General features: G+C 60.2%; 13 protein-coding genes. 6 read left to right on the forward strand and 7 right to left on the reverse strand.

From position 1 onward, the window contains the following. Positions 1 to 158: 158 nt before the first annotated feature. Entirely contained in the window at positions 159 to 977 is an 819-nt protein-coding gene (ppsR, locus tag AC1DQM_RS14115) for a posphoenolpyruvate synthetase regulatory kinase/phosphorylase PpsR (RefSeq protein WP_018925255.1), read from the forward strand. 35 nt (positions 978 to 1,012) lie between these two features. Here ppsR and prpD read toward each other — a convergent pair whose 3' ends face one another. The 6 genes from prpD to AC1DQM_RS14145 all read right to left on the reverse strand — a co-directional run bounded on the left by prpD (position 1,013) and on the right by AC1DQM_RS14145 (position 9,541). Continuing rightward, the gene (prpD, locus tag AC1DQM_RS14120; RefSeq protein WP_477746380.1) at positions 1,013 to 2,497 is read right to left on the reverse strand and encodes a 2-methylcitrate dehydratase; all 1,485 of its coding nucleotides are present in this window, start codon (positions 2,495 to 2,497) and stop codon (positions 1,013 to 1,015) included. 139 nt (positions 2,498 to 2,636) lie between these two features. Beyond that, on the reverse strand, positions 2,637 to 3,827 hold the full coding sequence (gene prpF / locus AC1DQM_RS14125) for a 2-methylaconitate cis-trans isomerase PrpF (RefSeq protein ID WP_086945773.1): 1,191 nt from the start codon (positions 3,825 to 3,827) through the stop codon (positions 2,637 to 2,639). Positions 3,828 to 3,879: 52 nt separating this feature from the next. After that, a complete protein-coding gene (gene acnD / locus AC1DQM_RS14130; protein WP_111454666.1) occupies positions 3,880 to 6,474 on the reverse strand; it encodes a Fe/S-dependent 2-methylisocitrate dehydratase AcnD in 2,595 nt (864 codons plus the stop codon). A 111-nt stretch (positions 6,475 to 6,585) separates the two neighbouring features. Next, positions 6,586 to 7,713: a bifunctional 2-methylcitrate synthase/citrate synthase gene (prpC, locus tag AC1DQM_RS14135; RefSeq protein ID WP_018925251.1), complete on the reverse strand. Its 1,128-nt coding sequence runs from the start codon at positions 7,711 to 7,713 to the stop codon at positions 6,586 to 6,588. A 218-nt stretch (positions 7,714 to 7,931) separates the two neighbouring features. Then, positions 7,932 to 8,822 carry a methylisocitrate lyase gene (gene prpB / locus AC1DQM_RS14140; RefSeq protein ID WP_018925250.1) on the reverse strand — a complete coding sequence of 297 codons (891 nt, stop codon included), beginning with the start codon at positions 8,820 to 8,822 and terminating at the stop codon, positions 7,932 to 7,934. Next, the gene (locus AC1DQM_RS14145) at positions 8,819 to 9,541 is read right to left on the reverse strand and encodes a GntR family transcriptional regulator (protein ID WP_019648256.1); all 723 of its coding nucleotides are present in this window, start codon (positions 9,539 to 9,541) and stop codon (positions 8,819 to 8,821) included. Before AC1DQM_RS14145 ends, prpB begins: the two co-directional genes overlap by 4 nt. A 297-nt stretch (positions 9,542 to 9,838) precedes the next feature. Here AC1DQM_RS14145 and rloA point away from each other — a divergent pair, with 297 nt between their 5' ends. The 4 genes from rloA (at position 9,839) to pabB (ending at position 14,467) form a co-directional block, all read left to right on the forward strand. Continuing rightward, a complete protein-coding gene (gene rloA, locus AC1DQM_RS14150; RefSeq protein WP_019579744.1) occupies positions 9,839 to 10,375 on the forward strand; it encodes a retropepsin-like aspartic peptidase RloA in 537 nt (178 codons plus the stop codon). A 5-nt stretch (positions 10,376 to 10,380) separates the two neighbouring features. After that, positions 10,381 to 11,916, forward strand: coding sequence for an osmotic stress tolerance membrane protein RloB (rloB, locus tag AC1DQM_RS14155; RefSeq protein ID WP_018925249.1), 1,536 nt, complete (start codon positions 10,381 to 10,383; stop codon positions 11,914 to 11,916). Further along, positions 11,916 to 12,902, forward strand: coding sequence for an alpha-L-glutamate ligase-like protein (locus AC1DQM_RS14160; protein ID WP_138866058.1), 987 nt, complete (start codon positions 11,916 to 11,918; stop codon positions 12,900 to 12,902). The genes rloB and AC1DQM_RS14160 overlap by 1 nt, the downstream gene beginning before the upstream one ends. 227 nt (positions 12,903 to 13,129) lie before the next feature. After that, positions 13,130 to 14,467, forward strand: a complete 1,338-nt coding sequence (pabB, locus tag AC1DQM_RS14165) for an aminodeoxychorismate synthase component I (RefSeq protein WP_018925247.1) — start codon at positions 13,130 to 13,132, stop codon at positions 14,465 to 14,467. A gap of 167 nt (positions 14,468 to 14,634) precedes the next feature. On the opposite strand, the gene thrH is transcribed toward pabB, so the two are convergent. Beyond that, positions 14,635 to 15,252, reverse strand: coding sequence for a bifunctional phosphoserine phosphatase/homoserine phosphotransferase ThrH (gene thrH / locus AC1DQM_RS14170; RefSeq protein WP_477746381.1), 618 nt, complete (start codon positions 15,250 to 15,252; stop codon positions 14,635 to 14,637). A 171-nt stretch (positions 15,253 to 15,423) separates the two neighbouring features. Here thrH and AC1DQM_RS14175 point away from each other — a divergent pair, with 171 nt between their 5' ends. After that, positions 15,424 to 16,164 (forward strand): phosphoadenylyl-sulfate reductase, encoded by a 741-nt coding sequence (locus tag AC1DQM_RS14175; protein WP_007942164.1) that lies wholly within the window; start codon positions 15,424 to 15,426, stop codon positions 16,162 to 16,164. Positions 16,165 to 16,290: the final 126 nt, after the last annotated feature.

Here is a 16,290-nt window from a genome sequence, read left to right on the forward strand (position 1 = left end):
ACTGTGTTGGAAAAGCTCAGAAGCCGGCGACTCGGGGGAGCCTTTGCCGGCTGTATGGCCTGGACCTGGAAAATAAGTGAGAATGCGGGCCATCGGTGGCCGACAAATCGCGCCTACTATATCCAAGAATCGTCACTAGCTTAAGGCCCAAGGTGCAAATGAAACGATCTGCTTTCTTTATCTCCGATGGCACCGGCATTACCGCCGAAACCCTCGGCCAAAGCCTGCTGGCGCAGTTCGAAAACATTACCTTCAGCAAAATCATACGACCGTACATCGACGACGCTGATAAAGCGCGGGCCATGGTACAACAAATCAACAAAGCCGCCGAAAACGATGGTTTTCGTCCGATTATTTTCGACACCATTGTCAATCAGGACATTCGTGAGATTCTCGCAACGTCGAATGGTTTCATGATCGACATTTTCTCGACCTTCCTGGCGCCCCTTGAACAGGAGCTGACCGAGCATTCTTCCTACACCGTCGGCAAATCCCACTCCATCGGCCATAACTCCAATTACATGGAGCGTATCGAGGCGGTGAACTTCGCCCTCGACAATGACGATGGCGCCCGCACGCACTATTACGACAAAGCTGACTTGATACTAGTAGGCGTGTCGCGATGCGGCAAAACACCGACGTGTTTGTACATGGCCATGCAATTCGGCATCCGCGCAGCCAACTATCCGCTGACCGAAGACGACATGGAGCGCCTGCAACTGCCGACCGCCCTGCGCGCCCATCATCACAAGCTGTTCGGCCTGACCATCGACCCGGACCGCCTCACCGCTATCCGCAACGAACGCAAGCCCAACAGCCGCTATTCGAGCTACGCGCAGTGCGAATTCGAAGTGCGCGAGGTGGAGAATCTGTTCCGACGCGAGAACATTCCCCACATCAATTCCACGCATTTCTCCGTGGAAGAGATCTCGGCGAAGATTCTGGTGGAGAAAGGTGTGGAACGGCGGTTCAAGTAGATAGTCGGCGGCAGTTATGCCGCCTTCGCGGCCAGCTAGATCACAAACAAATCCACAAACCGGTTCACCGGCGTCGCTTCAAGTGCTGCCGGGTCCTTGCACAGCGCGAGGATCTCGGCGCTTCGCTGAGCCGTGAAGCGCGTCGTCAGGTTGACCTTGAACTTGTCCTCCAGCAACGGAATGCCATCAGCACGGCGCCGGCGATGACCGATCGGGTACTCCACCATCACGTTATCGGTGCTGGAACCGTCCTTGAAGAACACCTGTACCGCGTTGGCGATGGAGCGTTTGTCCGCCTCCAGGTATTCGCGGGTGAAGCGCGGGTCTTCGACAATGACCATTTTGTCGCGCAGCACATCGATAATCGGGTGCGCGGCGTGGAAGTCGTCTTCGTACTGCTCGGCCACCAGATTGCCGAATACCAGGGGTACGGCGGTCATGTACTGGAGGCAGTGATCGCGGTCCGCAGCGTTGGCCAGCGGGCCGACCTTGGAGATGATGCGGATCGCTGATTCGTGGGTGGTGATAACGATCCTGTCGATTTCATGCAGACGATTCCTGACCAATGGATGCAGGGTGACAGCAGCCTCGCAGGCCGTTTGCGCGTGGAACTCGGCGGGGAAGCTGATCTTGAACAGCACGTTTTCCATCACATAGCTGCCGAACGGCCGGGAAAAACTGAAAGCGCGCTTGCCTTCAGGCTTGAGCCCCAGGTCGTTGTTGGTGTGGCTGAACAGTACATCGTAGAAACCCCATTGCTTGGCGGTCAGTACGCCGGGGATGCCCATCTCACCACGCATCGCAATGTCCGCCAGACGCACGCCCCGACTGGTCGCGTCTCCGGCCGCCCAGGATTTACGCGATCCGGCGTTCGGCGCATGCCGGTAAGTGCGCAGCGCCTGGCCATCGGCAAAGGCATGAGACAACGCCGACAGCAGCTGCTCGCGATTGGCGCCCATGAGTTTGGCAGTGATGGCGGTCGAGGCGACTTTCACCAGAATCACGTGATCGAGACCGACGCGGTTGAACGAATTTTCCAGGGCGATCACGCCCTGAATCTCGTGCGCCATGATCATGGCTTCCAGCACGGCGCGAATGGTCAACGGGGCGTCGCCATTGGCCAGGCGCTTTTGCGACAGGTGGTCGGCCACCGCGAGAATACCGCCGAGGTTATCGGACGGATGGCCCCATTCGGCGGCGAGCCAGGTGTCGTTGTAATCGAGCCAGCGGACGATGCAACCGATGTCCCAAGCGGCCTTGACCGGGTCGAGACGATAGCTGGTGCCGGGCACGCGGGCGCCGAAGGGGACGACAGTGCCTTCGACGATAGGACCCAGGTGTTTGGTGCATTCGGGGAAACGCAGCGCCAGCAAGCCGCAGCCGAGGGTGTCCATCAGGCAATTGCGGGCAGTATCAAGCGCCTCGGGCGACTGGATGTTGAAATTGAGGACGTAGTCGGCGATGTCCTGCAGAACCGTGTCGTAGTCGGGGCGGGTGTTCAGGTCGACGTTGGCGCTCATGTTCGATTCACTCTTGAAGTGGTTCGTTGATGGGACCTCGGTTCAGGGTAGTCTCAGTCGGTACAACACTCTTGTTTTGGAAATGCATCACCTATGGGAGCGGCGCTCCCACAGGGATTTGTGTATGCCTGGATTGAGGTTAGAAACAATCCCCCGGCACCCGGACATAACCTTCCATCAACACCCGCGCACTGCGGCTCATGATGGCTTTTTTCACCGTCCACTCACCGTTGACCTTTGCGGCCTCGGCGCCCACGCGCAAGGTGCCGGACGGATGGCCGAAGCGCACGGCGTTGCGTTCGATACCGCCCGCTGCCAGGTTGACCAAGGTGCCGGAAATCGCCGCCGCCGTGCCGATCGCCACCGCTGCCGTGCCCATCATGGCGTGGTGCAGCTTGCCCATGGACAACGCGCGCACCAGCAGGTCGATGTCGGCGGCTGCGATTTTCTTGCCGCTGGACGCGATGTAATCCGCAGGTGGGGCGACGAACGCGACCTTCGGCGTGTGCTGGCGCTTGGCGGCCTCATCCAGGTGTTCAATCAGCCCCATGCGCAGCGCACCGTAAGCGCGGATGGTTTCGAACATTGCCAAAGCCTCCAGGTCACTGTTGATCGCGCCCTGCAACTCGGTGCCGGTGTAGCCGATGTCTTCGGCGTTGATGAATATGGTCGGGATGCCAGCGTTGATCAGGGTAGCCTTGAGCGTGCCGACACCCGGCACTTCAAGGTCGTCCACCAGATTGCCGGTGGGGAACATCGAGCCACCGCCACCCTCTTCTTCCGCCGCCGGATCCATGAATTCGAGCTGAACTTCGGCGGCCGGAAAGGTCACGCCGTCGAGTTCAAAATCACCGGTTTCCTGCACCTCGCCATTGGTGATCGGTACATGAGCGATGATGGTCTTGCCGATGTTGGCCTGCCACACACGCACCACCGCCACACCGTTGTGCGGAATGCGGCTGGCATCCACCAGGCCATTGCTGATGGCGAACGAACCGACCGCCGCCGACAGGTTGCCGCAGTTGCCACTCCAGTCGACGAAAGGTTTGTCGATGGCGACCTGACCGAACAGGTAATCGACGTCGTGATCGGCCTTGATGCTTTTCGACAGGATCACGGTTTTGCTGGTGCTGGACGTCGCGCCGCCCATGCCGTCGATTTGCTTCTCGTACGGGTCGGGGCTGCCGATCACGCGCAGCAACAAGGCATCGCGGGCGGTGCCTGGCATCTGCGCCGCTTCGGGCAAATCCTTGAGGCTGAAGAACACGCCTTTGCTGGTGCCGCCGCGCATGTAGGTGGCAGGGATTTTTATCTGAGATGCGTGAGCCATATTGATCCTGTATGGCCAGCGCGGGACTTGAAATCCCGCGCGGCTCGTCGTGTTAAACGGCAACCGCCGACTCTTCGAGGAAGTCCTGAGCGAAACGCTGCAACACGCCGCCGGCCTCGTAGATCGACACTTCTTCGGCGGTGTCGAGGCGGCAGGTCACCGGCACTTCGACGCGTTCACCGTTCTTGCGGTTGATCACCAGCGTCAGCGTCGCGCGCGGGGTGCGATCGCCGATCACGTCATAGGTTTCGCTGCCATCTATCCCTAAGGTTTTACGATTGGTGCCCGGCAGGAACTCCAGCGGCAACACGCCCATGCCCACCAGGTTGGTGCGGTGAATGCGCTCGAAACCTTCGGCGGCAATCGCTTCCACCCCCGCCAGACGCACGCCTTTGGCCGCCCAGTCCCGGGACGAACCCTGGCCATAGTCGGCACCGGCAATGATGATCAGCGGCTGCTTGCGCTCCATGTAGGTTTCGATGGCTTCCCACATGCGCATCACTTTGCCTTCCGGCTCCACGCGGGCAAGAGAACCCTGCTTGACCTTGCCGTTTTCCTGCACCATTTCATTGAACAGTTTCGGGTTGGCGAAGGTTGCGCGCTGCGCGGTCAAGTGGTCGCCGCGGTGCGTGGCGTAGGAGTTGAAGTCCTCTTCCGGCAGGCCCATTTTCGCCAGGTACTCACCCGCCGCGCTGTCGAGCATGATCGCGTTCGAAGGCGACAGGTGATCGGTGGTGATGTTGTCCGGCAGCACCGCCAGCGGGCGCATGCCCTTGAGCGGACGCGCGCCGGCCAGCGCGCCTTCCCAGTACGGCGGACGACGGATGTAGGTGCTCATCTCGCGCCAGTCGTACAGCGGCGTGACTTTCGGGCCGGTGTCTTCGTGGATGGCGAACATCGGAATGTACACTTGGCGGAACTGCTCCGGCTTGACCGAGGCCTTGACCACCGCGTCGATTTCTTCGTCGCTCGGCCAGATGTCTTTCAGGCGGATTTCCTTGCCATCGACCACGCCCAGTACATCTTTTTCGATGTCGAAACGGATGGTGCCGGCGATGGCATAAGCCACCACCAATGGCGGCGATGCGAGGAACGCCTGCTTGGCGTACGGGTGAATCCGTCCGTCGAAGTTGCGGTTGCCGGAGAGTACGGCGGTGGCGTACAGGTCGCGGTCGATGATCTCTTGCTGGATCACCGGATCCAGCGCACCAGACATGCCGTTGCAGGTAGTGCAGGCGAAGGCCACGACGCCGAAGCCGAGTTGCTCCAGCTCTTTGGTCAGGCCGGCTTCATCCAGATACAGCGCCACGGTTTTCGAACCGGGTGCCAGGGACGACTTGACCCATGGCTTGCGGGTCAGCCCAAGCTGGTTGGCATTGCGCGCCAGCAGGCCGGCGGCAATGACGTTGCGCGGGTTACTGGTGTTGGTGCAACTGGTGATGGCGGCGATGATCACCGCACCGTCCGGCATCTGGCCGGGCACGTCTTCCCACTGGCCGGAGATGCCTTTGGCAGCCAGATCCGAGGTCGCGACACGCGCATGCGGATTGCTCGGGCCGGCCATGTTGCGCACCACCGAGGACAGGTCGAAGCTCAACCCGCGCTCGTACTGCGCGCCTTTGAGGCTATCGGCCCACAGGCCGGTCTGTTTGGCGTAGCTCTCGACCAGTTGCACTTGCTCGTCTTCACGGCCGGTGAGTTTCAGGTAGTCGATGGTCTGCTGGTCGATGTAGAACATTGCCGCAGTGGCGCCGTATTCCGGGGCCATGTTGGAAATGGTCGCGCGGTCGCCGAGGGTCAGGTTTGATGCGCCTTCACCGAAGAACTCCAGCCATGCGCCGACAACTTTTTGTTTGCGCAGGTATTCGGTCAGCGCCAGCACCATGTCGGTGGCGGTGATGCCCGGTTGCAGCTTGCCGGTAAGCTCGACGCCAACGCTTTCCGGCAAACGCATCCACGACGCGCGGCCGAGCATCACGCTTTCCGCTTCCAGACCGCCGACGCCGATGGCGATCACACCCAGCGCATCGACATGCGGGGTATGACTGTCGGTGCCGACGCAGGTATCAGGGAAAGCCACGCCGTCGCGCACCTGGATCACCGGCGACATTTTCTCCAGGTTGATCTGGTGCATGATCCCGTTGCCCGGCGGGATCACGTCGACGTTCTTGAAGGCTTTCTTGGTCCAGTTGATGAAGTGGAAACGGTCTTCGTTGCGACGGTCTTCAATGGCGCGGTTCTTTTCGAAGGCCTCGGGATCGAAGCCGCCACGCTCGACGGCCAGGGAATGGTCGACGATCAATTGCGTCGGCACCACCGGGTTCACTTGCGCCGGGTCGCCGCCTTGCAGGGCAATGGCATCGCGCAAGCCGGCAAGGTCCACCAGGGCGGTCTGGCCGAGAATGTCGTGGCACACCACACGGGCCGGAAACCATGGGAAGTCGAGGTCGCGTTTGCGCTCGATCAGTTGTTTCAGGGAATCGGTGAGCGTGGCCGGGTCGCAGCGACGCACGAGGTTTTCCGCCAGCACGCGGGAGGTGTACGGCAGGGTGTCGTAGGCGCCGGGTGCAATGGCATCGACCGCCGCACGGACGTCGAAATAATCCAGAGAGCTGCCGGGCAGCGGTTTGCGGAATTCAGTATTCATCGTCAGGACTCGGTCACGGTAATTTCAATAGGTAGGCGCCTGGCACCGGGCAGAACCCCGACTTGCAGGGTTCCCGGTTTCTTCAGTAACCAGTACCGGCGCCCTCCCCGGTCAGCGTTGTTCGATTGGCACGAACTTGCGCTGTTCGACGCCGACGTACTCGGCGCTCGGGCGGATGATGCGGTTGTTGGCACGTTGCTCGAACACGTGGGCCGCCCAGCCGGTCAGGCGCGAGCAGACGAAGATCGGTGTGAACAACTTGGTCGGGATGCCCATGAAGTGGTACGTCGAGGCGTGGTAGAAGTCGGCGTTCGGGAACAGTTTCTTCTGTTCCCACATGGTTGCATCGATGGCTTCTGAAACCGGGAACAACACCGTGTCGCCCACTTCGTCGGCGAGTTTTTTCGACCAGCCCTTGATCACCTCATTGCGCGGATCGTTGTCCTTATAGATCGCGTGGCCGAAGCCCATGATCTTGTCCTTGCGTGCCAGCATGCCGAGGGTGCCCTCAACCGCCTCTTCCGGCGAGCTGAAGCGCTCGATCATTTCCATCGCCGCTTCGTTGGCCCCGCCGTGCAGCGGGCCGCGCAGGGAACCGATGGCAGCGGTGATGCAGGAATACAGATCCGACAGCGTCGAGGCACACACCCGGGCGGTGAAGGTCGAGGCGTTGAATTCGTGCTCCGCGTAGAGGATCAGCGAAACGTTCATCACCTTGACGTGCAACTCGCTCGGCTTCTTGTCGTGCAACAGGTGCAGGAAATGGCCGCCGATGCAGGCTTCGTCGGTCACGCAATTAATGCGTTTGCCGTCGTGGCTGAAGCGATACCAGTAGCACATGATCGCCGGGAACGCGGCCAGCAGGCGGTCGGTTTTGTCGTGCTGCTCGGAGAAGTCTTTCTCCGGCTCGATGTTGCCCAGGAACGAGCAACCGGTGCGCATCACATCCATTGGATGGGCGTCGGCGGGGATGCGCTCCAGCACTTCTTTCAGCGCTTGCGGCAGGTCGCGCAGCTTGCTTAGTTTCTCGGTATAGCCGGCCAGTTGTAACTGGGTCGGCAGTTCGCCGTACAGCAGCAGGTAAGCCACTTCTTCGAACTGTGCGTCAGCCGCCAGTTCGCGCACGTCGTAACCGCGATAGGTCAGGCCGGCACCCGACTGGCCCACGGTGGACAGTGCGGTTTGCCCGGCAACCTGGCCACGGAGCCCGGCGCCACTGAGTACTTTTGCTTCGGCCATTGCTGTCTCCAGTTTTTGAATTTGTTAGGGAATCTGCAACTTCTATACGGTTATCTTATTTTCGTAGCAGCTGCCGAGCCTGCGAGGCTGCGTTCGGCTGCGCAGCAGTCGTAAACCCTGCATACGCGGTGTATCTGAAAGACCGAACTGCCTGGCTTGGCGAGCCCTTCGGTCTCGAACGCAGCCTCGCAAGCTCGGCAGCTGCTACAGGGCTTTCATTACTTCTTCGCCGCAAACAACGCATCGAGCTTCTGCTCGAACGTGTGGTAATCGATGCGATCGTAAAGCTCCATGCGCGTCTGCATGGTGTCGATGACGTTCTGTTGCGTGCCGTCGCGGCGGATCGCGGTGTAGACGTTTTCGGCAGCCTTGTTCATCGCGCGGAACGCCGACAGCGGGTACAACACCAGCGACACATCGGCACCGGCGAGCTGCTCGGTGGTGTACAGCGGGGTCGCGCCGAACTCGGTGATGTTGGCCAGGATCGGCGCTTTCACGCGGCTGGCGAACAGTTTGTACATCTCTAGTTCAGTGATCGCTTCCGGAAAGATCATGTCGGCGCCGGCCTCGATGCACGCGGCGGCGCGATCCAGTGCAGACTCCAGACCTTCCACCGCCAGGGCATCGGTGCGGGCCATGATCACGAAGCTGTCGTCGGTGCGCGCATCAACAGCGGCTTTGATGCGGTCGACCATTTCCTGCTGCGAGACGATCTCTTTATTAGGACGATGACCGCAACGCTTGGCGCCGACCTGGTCTTCGATGTGAATTGCCGCCGCGCCGAACTTGATCATCGACTTGACGGTACGGGCGACGTTGAACGCCGAGGAACCGAAACCGGTGTCCACGTCCACCAGCAGCGGCAGGTCGCAAACGTCGGTGATGCGGCGCACGTCGGTCAGCACGTCATCCAGGCCGGTAATGCCCAGGTCCGGCACGCCGAGGGAGCCGGCAGCCACCCCGCCCCCCGACAGGTAGATAGCCTTGAAACCGGCGCGCTTGGCCAACAGCGCGTGGTTGGCGTTGATCGTGCCGACCACTTGCAGCGGATGCTCGCTGGCGACCGCATCGCGGAAACGCTGGCCTGGAGTGCTCTTGTTGGAACTCATGACTCACCTCGTTCAGTGGCTGTCGGGTTAGCGCCGTCCTGGTAGTGACGGGCGATATTGCGTTTGGAGGCGCCGATGTGACGGCGCATCAACAACTCGGCCAGTTCACCGTCACGGTCGGCGATGGCATCGAGAATTCGGTGGTGCTCGGCAAACGCCTGGCGTGGCCGATTGGGCGTGGTGGAAAACTGGATGCGGTACATGCGCACCAGTTGATAGAGCTCGCCGCAGAGCATCTGGGTCAGGGTGCGGTTGCCGCTGCCCTGAATGATCCGGTAATGAAAGTCGAAATCGCCTTCCTGCTGGTAATAGCCGACGCCTGCCTGAAACGCCGCATCGCGCTCGTGGGTTTCCAGCACCCGGCGCAGGTCGTCGATTTCTTCAACGGTCATGCGTTCAGCCGCCAGACGGCAGGCCATGCCTTCCAGGGATTCGCGGATTTCGTAGAGTTCCAGCAATTCGGCGTGACTCAACGACACCACTCGCGCCCCGACGTGCGGCACGCGAACCAGCAGGCGCTGGCCTTCCAGACGGTGGATCGCCTCACGCAATGGCCCGCGGCTGATGCCATAGGTGCGCGCCAGCTCCGGCTCGGAGATCTTGCTGCCCGGGGCGATCTCGCCCTTGACGATGGCCGCCTGAATGCGTCGGAAGACGTTTTCGGAAAGTGTTTCCGAGTCGTCCTGAACCGTGACCGGGGGATCGAGTTGATCCAGCATATTGTCGACACCTTTAAAAGCAATGCCGCAAAAACTAGCGAATAAGGCCAGTTACGTCAAAGGATAAATAGACATTGTCGACAATCGTCTAATAACCGCTTGCACCATAAAGAAGCAGCCCCCCCGGTTACAGCCGTCCGCCAGCGCTGGCGCCATAAAACCACCGTGCTAGAATGCCGCCCGCATTTGCTTGTCATCTGCATTGCCTGTCATAAAAAAAGGATAGGCATACGAGGGAGCTTGTGCAGCAATGCCAGGGCCTTGAATTGAAGAACGGACCGCTGCGCATCAGGATTTATGAGACTCAAGCTCTTCACCACATTTCTTTGTCTTCTTGGCCTGTCAGGTTTTGCCGCGGCAGGGGAAAAGACTGTGTACGGCCTCAATGAGTACGCGTCGCTGGACGGCATCAACCTGGAAGTTGCCGCCAAACTCGACACCGGGGCGAAAACTGCCTCGCTGAGCGCCCGCGACATCAAACGTTTCAAACGCAATGGCGAATCCTGGGTGCGCTTCTATCTGGCCATCGACGCCGCGCATTCGCACCCGATCGAACGACCGCTGGCCCGTGTCAGCAAGATCAAGCGCCGGGCCGGTGACTACGACCCGGAAGAAGGCAAGAAGTACACCGCCCGTCCGGTCATCGAGCTGGATATCTGCATGGGGTCGGCTTTACGCAGTATTGAAGTGAACCTGACCGACCGCAGCGCCTTCCAATACCCGCTCTTGATCGGCTCCGAGGCACTCAAGCGTTTCGATGCGCTGGTCGATCCAAGTCTTAAATACGCTGCTGGCAAACCTGCCTGCGCCACCGACGCACATACCGCAGAGTAATTCCAATGCGCTCTCTTACCCTCCATCTGAAATTGCTGATCGCCATCCTGGTGGTGCTGGGCATTTCAGTTACGGCCTATCAGATTTTCGTGCTCGGTATTCCGGTGACTGAAGATGCCACCGATGACTTGTGGAACATCGACGCCAAGGTCGAGTTCGTCGCCAACGCCAAAGACCCGATCAAGATCCAGATGTTCGTGCCGCCGCTGAGCCGCGACTACGTGAGCCTTAACGAGAGTTTCATTTCCAATAACTACGGTGTGGCAGTGAACCGTGTCGACGGCAACCGCAAGGTCACCTGGTCGGCACGTCGGGCCAAGGGCAACCAGACCCTTTATTACCGCCTGGTGCTGACCAAGCGCTACACCGGCGAAAAATCCAAGGTCAAAGGGGCGACCTTCCGCGACAGCATCGCCGTCGAAGGTCCGGAAAAAATCGCCGCCGAAGCCTTGCTTGCGCCGATCCGCCAGCATTCGGCCGACGTCGAAACTTTCATCGGCGAAGCCATCAAGCGTGTCAACAACCTCAACGACGACAACGTGAAACTGCTGCTGGCCGGCGATACGTCCACCGCGAACAAAGCCAAAATCGTTGAGCTGGTTCTGTCCATCGCCCACGTGCCGGTGGAAAAGGTCCACACCATCCGCCTGGTGGCCGATCAGCCGCAAACGCCTGAACTCTGGTTGCGCAGTTTCAACGGTACCGACTGGCTGTACTTCAACCCGGAAACCGGCGAACAGGGCCTGCCCACCGACCGCTTGCTGTGGTGGACCGGCGATGAAAACCTGATCACCGTCGATGGCGGCAAGAAAGCCAACGTCACCTTCAGCCTGAACAACAGCGAAATGAACGCCATTCGCCTGGCCAAGCTGACCGACGAGAATTCCGACGCCAATTTCCTCGACTACTCGCTGTACGGCCTGCCGCTGCAAACCCAGCAGACCTTCATGATCATGGTGATGATCCCGATCGGCGTGCTGGTGATCCTGATCCTGCGCAACCTGATCGGCATCCAGACACTCGGCACCTTTACCCCGGTGCTGATCGCCCTCGCCTTCCGGGAAACCCAGCTCGGCTTCGGCATCGTGCTGTTTACCATCATCACGGCGCTGGGGCTGTCGCTGCGTTCCTACCTTGAGCACTTGAAACTGCAAATGCTGCCGAGATTGTCGGTGGTGCTGACCTTCGTGGTGGTGCTGATCGCGGCGATCAGCCTGTTCAGCCACAAACTCGGCCTGGAGCGCGGGTTGTCGGTGGCGCTGTTCCCGATGGTGATTCTGACCATGACCATCGAACGCCTGTCGATCACCTGGGAAGAGCGCGGTGGCGGCCATGCCATGAAAGTGGCGATCGGCACACTGTTCGCCGCCTCCCTGGCGCACCTGATCATGAGCGTGCCGGAGCTGGTGTACTTCGTGTTCACCTTCCCGGCGGTCCTGCTGATTCTGGTGGCTTTCATGCTGGCCATGGGTCGCTATCGCGGTTACCGCCTGACCGAACTGGTGCGTTTCAAGGCTTTCCTGAAGGAGGCTGACGCCTGATGTTCGGTCTCTGGAAGACCTGGAAAGCCCTGGAGGCCCGGGGCATCATGGGGATCAATCGGCGTAACGCCGACTACGTGCTCAAGTACAACAAGCGCAGCCTGTACCCGATCGTCGATGACAAGATCATCACCAAGGAACGCGCCATCGCCGCCGGCATCCACGTGCCGGAGCTGTACGGCGTGATCTCCACCGAGAAGGAAATCGATAACCTCAAGGAGATCATCGGCGGGCGCACCGACTTCGTGATCAAACCGGCCCAGGGCGCCGGCGGCGACGGCATCATTGTGGTTGCCGACCGGTTCGAGGGGCGCTATCGCACAGTGTCCGGCAAGATCATTGACCATGAGGAACTCGAGCACCATATCTCGAGCATCCTCACCGGCCTGTATTCCCTGGGCGGGCACCGCGACCGTGCGCTGATCGAATACCGCGTGACCCCGGACCAGATCTTCAAAAGCATCAGCTATGAAGGTGTGCCGGATATCCGCATCATCGTGCTGATGGGTTATCCGGTGATGGCCATGCTGCGCCTGCCGACCCGCCAGTCCGGCGGCAAGGCCAACCTGCACCAGGGCGCCATCGGCGTCGGTGTCGACCTGGCCACTGGCCTGACATTGCGCGGCACCTGGCTGAACAACATCATCAACAAACACCCGGACACCACCAACGCGGTAGACGGCGTGCAACTGCCCTACTGGGACGGTTTCATGAAACTGGCCGCCGGCTGTTACGAGTTGTGCGGGCTGGGCTACATCGGTGTCGACATGGTGCTTGACCAGGAGAAAGGGCCGCTGATTCTTGAGCTCAATGCCCGGCCTGGGTTGAACATTCAGATCGCCAACGATTGCGGGCTGACGTCCCGTACCCACGCGGTCGAGGCGCGACTCGAAGAGCTGAAGGCGCGCGGGATCACCGAAACGGCGCAGGAACGTGTGGCGTTCGTTCAGGAATTGTTTGGGCATATTCCGGCGGTTGAGGGCTGACCTGTGGCGAGGGGGCTTGCCCCCGTTCGGCTGCGCAGCAGTCGTCAAATCAGCCGATGCAGGGAGACTGGATTGGGGCCGCTTCGCTGCCCAACGGGGGCAAGCCCCCTCGCCACAGGTCTTGCGCAGCTGCTCTCAACCTGCCAATCCCCGACATCCCCTCTAGGAGCAAATCCTGCAGAGGACTACAATCGCTCCCCCGCCTCGTTGGCTGATCTGCCCCGCCCATGTTGACCTGTTCTGTACACCCGCTGCCCTATCGCGCCAACCCTGCCGAGTACTTCGCGGCGATTCGTCATGCCCCTGGTGCCGTGCTGCTCGACAGCGGCCGGCCGAGTGCCGAACGTGGGCGTTTTGACCTGCTCAGCGCCTGGCCGCTGGAGCAACTGGCCGTGTTGCCGGATGAAAGCGGCAGCCATTTCCTGCAACGCCTTCGCAAGAACCTTACACGGCTCGGTGAAGCAACCGTCCCTGACGACTTGCCCTTCGCCGGCGGCCTGATCGGCTACCTGAGCTACGACTTCGGACGGCATCTGGAAAACCTGCCGAGCCAGGCGCGGGACGATCTGCAATTGCCCGACGCACGCTTCGGGCTGTATGACTGGGCGCTGATCAGCGATCACCATCTGGCTACCAGTCAATTGGTGTTCCACCCGACGCTGATCGACAGTGAACGACAACGGCTGATCGAACTGTTCACTCAGCCCACCACCGAGAATATCCAGCCATTTAAACTGGACGGCCCGATGAGTGCTGACCTGAGCGCTGACGACTATCGGCAAGCCTTCGAACGCATTCAGCAGTACATCCAGGCTGGCGACTGCTATCAGGTCAACTTCGCCCAGCGCTTTCGCGCCCAATGCCAGGGCGATCCGTGGGCGGCCTATTGCGCGCTGCGGGCGGCTTGCCCGACACCGTTTTCCGGCTTCCAGAGCCTGCCCGACGGCGACGCGGTGCTAAGCCTGTCGCCGGAGCGCTTTGTCAAAGTCAGCGAGCGCCACGTCGAAACCCGCCCGATCAAAGGCACTCGCCCCCGCGGGCTGACCGCTGCCGAAGATGCGGCGAACGCCGCCGAACTGCTGGCCAGCCCCAAGGACCGCGCGGAAAACCTGATGATCGTCGACTTGCTGCGCAACGATCTGGGTCGTACCTGCCGTATCGGCTCGGTACGAGTGCCGGAGCTGTTCAGCCTGGAAAGCTATCCGAACGTGCATCACCTGGTGAGCAGCGTTACCGGCGAACTGGCGGATGACAAGGACGCGCTGGACTTGATCGCCGGCAGCTTCCCCGGCGGCTCGATTACCGGCGCGCCAAAAATTCGCGCCATGCAGATCATCGATGAACTGGAACCGACCCGTCGCGGGTTGTATTGCGGTTCATTGCTGTATCTGGACGTGCGCGGGGAGATGGACAGTTCCATCGCCATTCGCAGTTTGTTGGTCAAGGATGGGCAGGTGTGCTGCTGGGGCGGCGGGGGGATCGTCGCGGATTCGGATTGGCAGGCGGAGTATCAGGAATCGATTACCAAGGTGAAGGTGCTGCTCGAAACGTTGCAGAACCTCTGATATCGCACTTCTGTGGCGAGGGGGCTTGCCCCCGTTGGGGTGCGAAGCGCCCCTAAAATCCGACACCGCGAATTTTCAAATAGAACGCATGCACCGGTTTGCGACTGCTTCGCAGCCGAACGGGGCGATGCGGCGTTCCGACAAGCCCCCTCGCCACAGTGTTGTGTTCACAAACTCAACGCCCGGTTCGAAGCCTTGATGAATTCCTGCTTCAACTCGGCAAAGCTGTGCACCGCCGGGAACTGCGGGAACTCGCGAATCACATTGTCCGGCGCGTGGAACAAAATCCCGGCATCCGCCTCGCCCAGCATCGTCGTGTCGTTGTAGGAATCCCCCGCCGCGATCACTCGGTAATAGAGGCTCTTGAACGCCAAAACCGACTGACGCTTGGGATCTTTCTGACGCAGCTGATAGCCCGTGACCCGACCGCCATCGTCAGTAATCAGACGATGACAAAGCAAAGTCGGGAAGCCCAGTTGACGCATCAGCGGCTGGGAAAATTCGTAAAAGGTGTCCGACAGAATCACCACCTGAAAGCGCTCACGCAGCCAGTCGACAAATTCACTGGCGCCTTCCAGAGGCTTGAGCGTAGCGATCACTTCCTGGATGTCGGAGAGCTTCAGGCCATGCTCGTCGAGAATCCGCAGGCGCTGCTTCATCAACACGTCGTAGTCGGGAATGTCCCGAGTGGTGGCCCGGAGGGACTCGATCCCGGTTTTTTCGGCAAAGGCGATCCAGATTTCCGGGACCAGCACACCTTCAAGATCCAGACAGGCAATTTCCACAAGACACTCCCATTAGTATTATTTATGAGTCGAGCGAGCAAAAGGACTGCCGAACTCTAGCGACTCGCCCCCCTCCGTGCAACGCAGAGGACGCGCCAGCCACCGCAGGATTTTGTTACCATCGACGCATATAGAGCGCCCAGCGCCACCGACCTGTAGGAAGCCGCCCTGATGAGCCCATCGTTCGATGTCGTGGAACTCGCCACGACCTATGCCAACAAATCCGCCCAGGACATCCTGAAACTCGCGTTCGCCGAGTTCGGCGATGACCTGTGGATATCTTTCAGCGGCGCCGAGGATGTGGTGCTGGTGGACATGGCCTGGAAGCTGAACAAGAACGTCAAAGTGTTCAGCCTCGACACCGGCCGCTTGCATCCCGAGACCTACCGCTTCATCGAGCAGGTGCGCGAGCACTACAAGATCGATATCGAAGTGGTGTCGCCGGACTACAGCAAGCTCGAACCTTTCGTGAAGGAAAAAGGCCTGTTCAGTTTCTACAAGGATGGCCATGGCGAGTGCTGCGGCATTCGCAAGATCGAGCCGCTGCGCCGCAAACTGTCTGGCGTGACCGCCTGGGCCACCGGCCAGCGTCGGGACCAGAGCCCGGGCACCCGCAGCGCCGTCGCGGTGCTGGAAATCGACACCGCGTTTTCCACCCCGGAACGTACCCTGTACAAGTTCAACCCGTTGGCACAGATGACCAGCGAAGAGATCTGGGGTTACATCCGCATGCTGGAGCTGCCGTACAACAGCCTGCATGAACGCGGATTCATCAGCATTGGTTGCGAGCCTTGCACCCGTCCGGTGCTGCCGAACCAGCATGAGCGCGAAGGTCGTTGGTGGTGGGAAGAAGCCACGCAGAAAGAATGCGGGCTGCATGCCGGGAACATCATCAGCAAGTCCAAAGCTTAAAAGATCGCAGCCCGTAGCAGCTCCTGCAGGAGCTGGCGAAGCCTGTGATGGTTTTACTTTAAAAAAGTGTACACAGAAATGTCACCATAAGTGCCATATCTGTGTGCACTTTTAGTTTCAGTGCCC

Source organism: Pseudomonas sp. 01L34 (genome assembly GCF_056400265.1).

Bases quoted from the DNA above. Each gene is read 5' to 3' on its own strand.
- ppsR (WP_018925255.1), top strand. From the start codon at position 159: ATGAAACGATCTGCTTTCTTTATCTCCGATGGCACCGGCATTACCGCC.
- prpD (WP_477746380.1), bottom strand. From the start codon at position 2,497: ATGAGCGCCAACGTCGACCTGAACACCCGCCCCGACTACGACACGGTT.
- prpF (WP_086945773.1), bottom strand. From the start codon at position 3,827: ATGGCTCACGCATCTCAGATAAAAATCCCTGCCACCTACATGCGCGGC.
- acnD (WP_111454666.1), bottom strand. From the start codon at position 6,474: ATGAATACTGAATTCCGCAAACCGCTGCCCGGCAGCTCTCTGGATTAT.
- prpC (WP_018925251.1), bottom strand. From the start codon at position 7,713: ATGGCCGAAGCAAAAGTACTCAGTGGCGCCGGGCTCCGTGGCCAGGTT.
- prpB (WP_018925250.1), bottom strand. From the start codon at position 8,822: ATGAGTTCCAACAAGAGCACTCCAGGCCAGCGTTTCCGCGATGCGGTC.
- AC1DQM_RS14145 (WP_019648256.1), bottom strand. From the start codon at position 9,541: ATGCTGGATCAACTCGATCCCCCGGTCACGGTTCAGGACGACTCGGAA.
- rloA (WP_019579744.1), top strand. From the start codon at position 9,839: ATGAGACTCAAGCTCTTCACCACATTTCTTTGTCTTCTTGGCCTGTCA.
- rloB (WP_018925249.1), top strand. From the start codon at position 10,381: ATGCGCTCTCTTACCCTCCATCTGAAATTGCTGATCGCCATCCTGGTG.
- AC1DQM_RS14160 (WP_138866058.1), top strand. From the start codon at position 11,916: ATGTTCGGTCTCTGGAAGACCTGGAAAGCCCTGGAGGCCCGGGGCATC.
- pabB (WP_018925247.1), top strand. From the start codon at position 13,130: ATGTTGACCTGTTCTGTACACCCGCTGCCCTATCGCGCCAACCCTGCC.
- AC1DQM_RS14175 (WP_007942164.1), top strand. From the start codon at position 15,424: ATGAGCCCATCGTTCGATGTCGTGGAACTCGCCACGACCTATGCCAAC.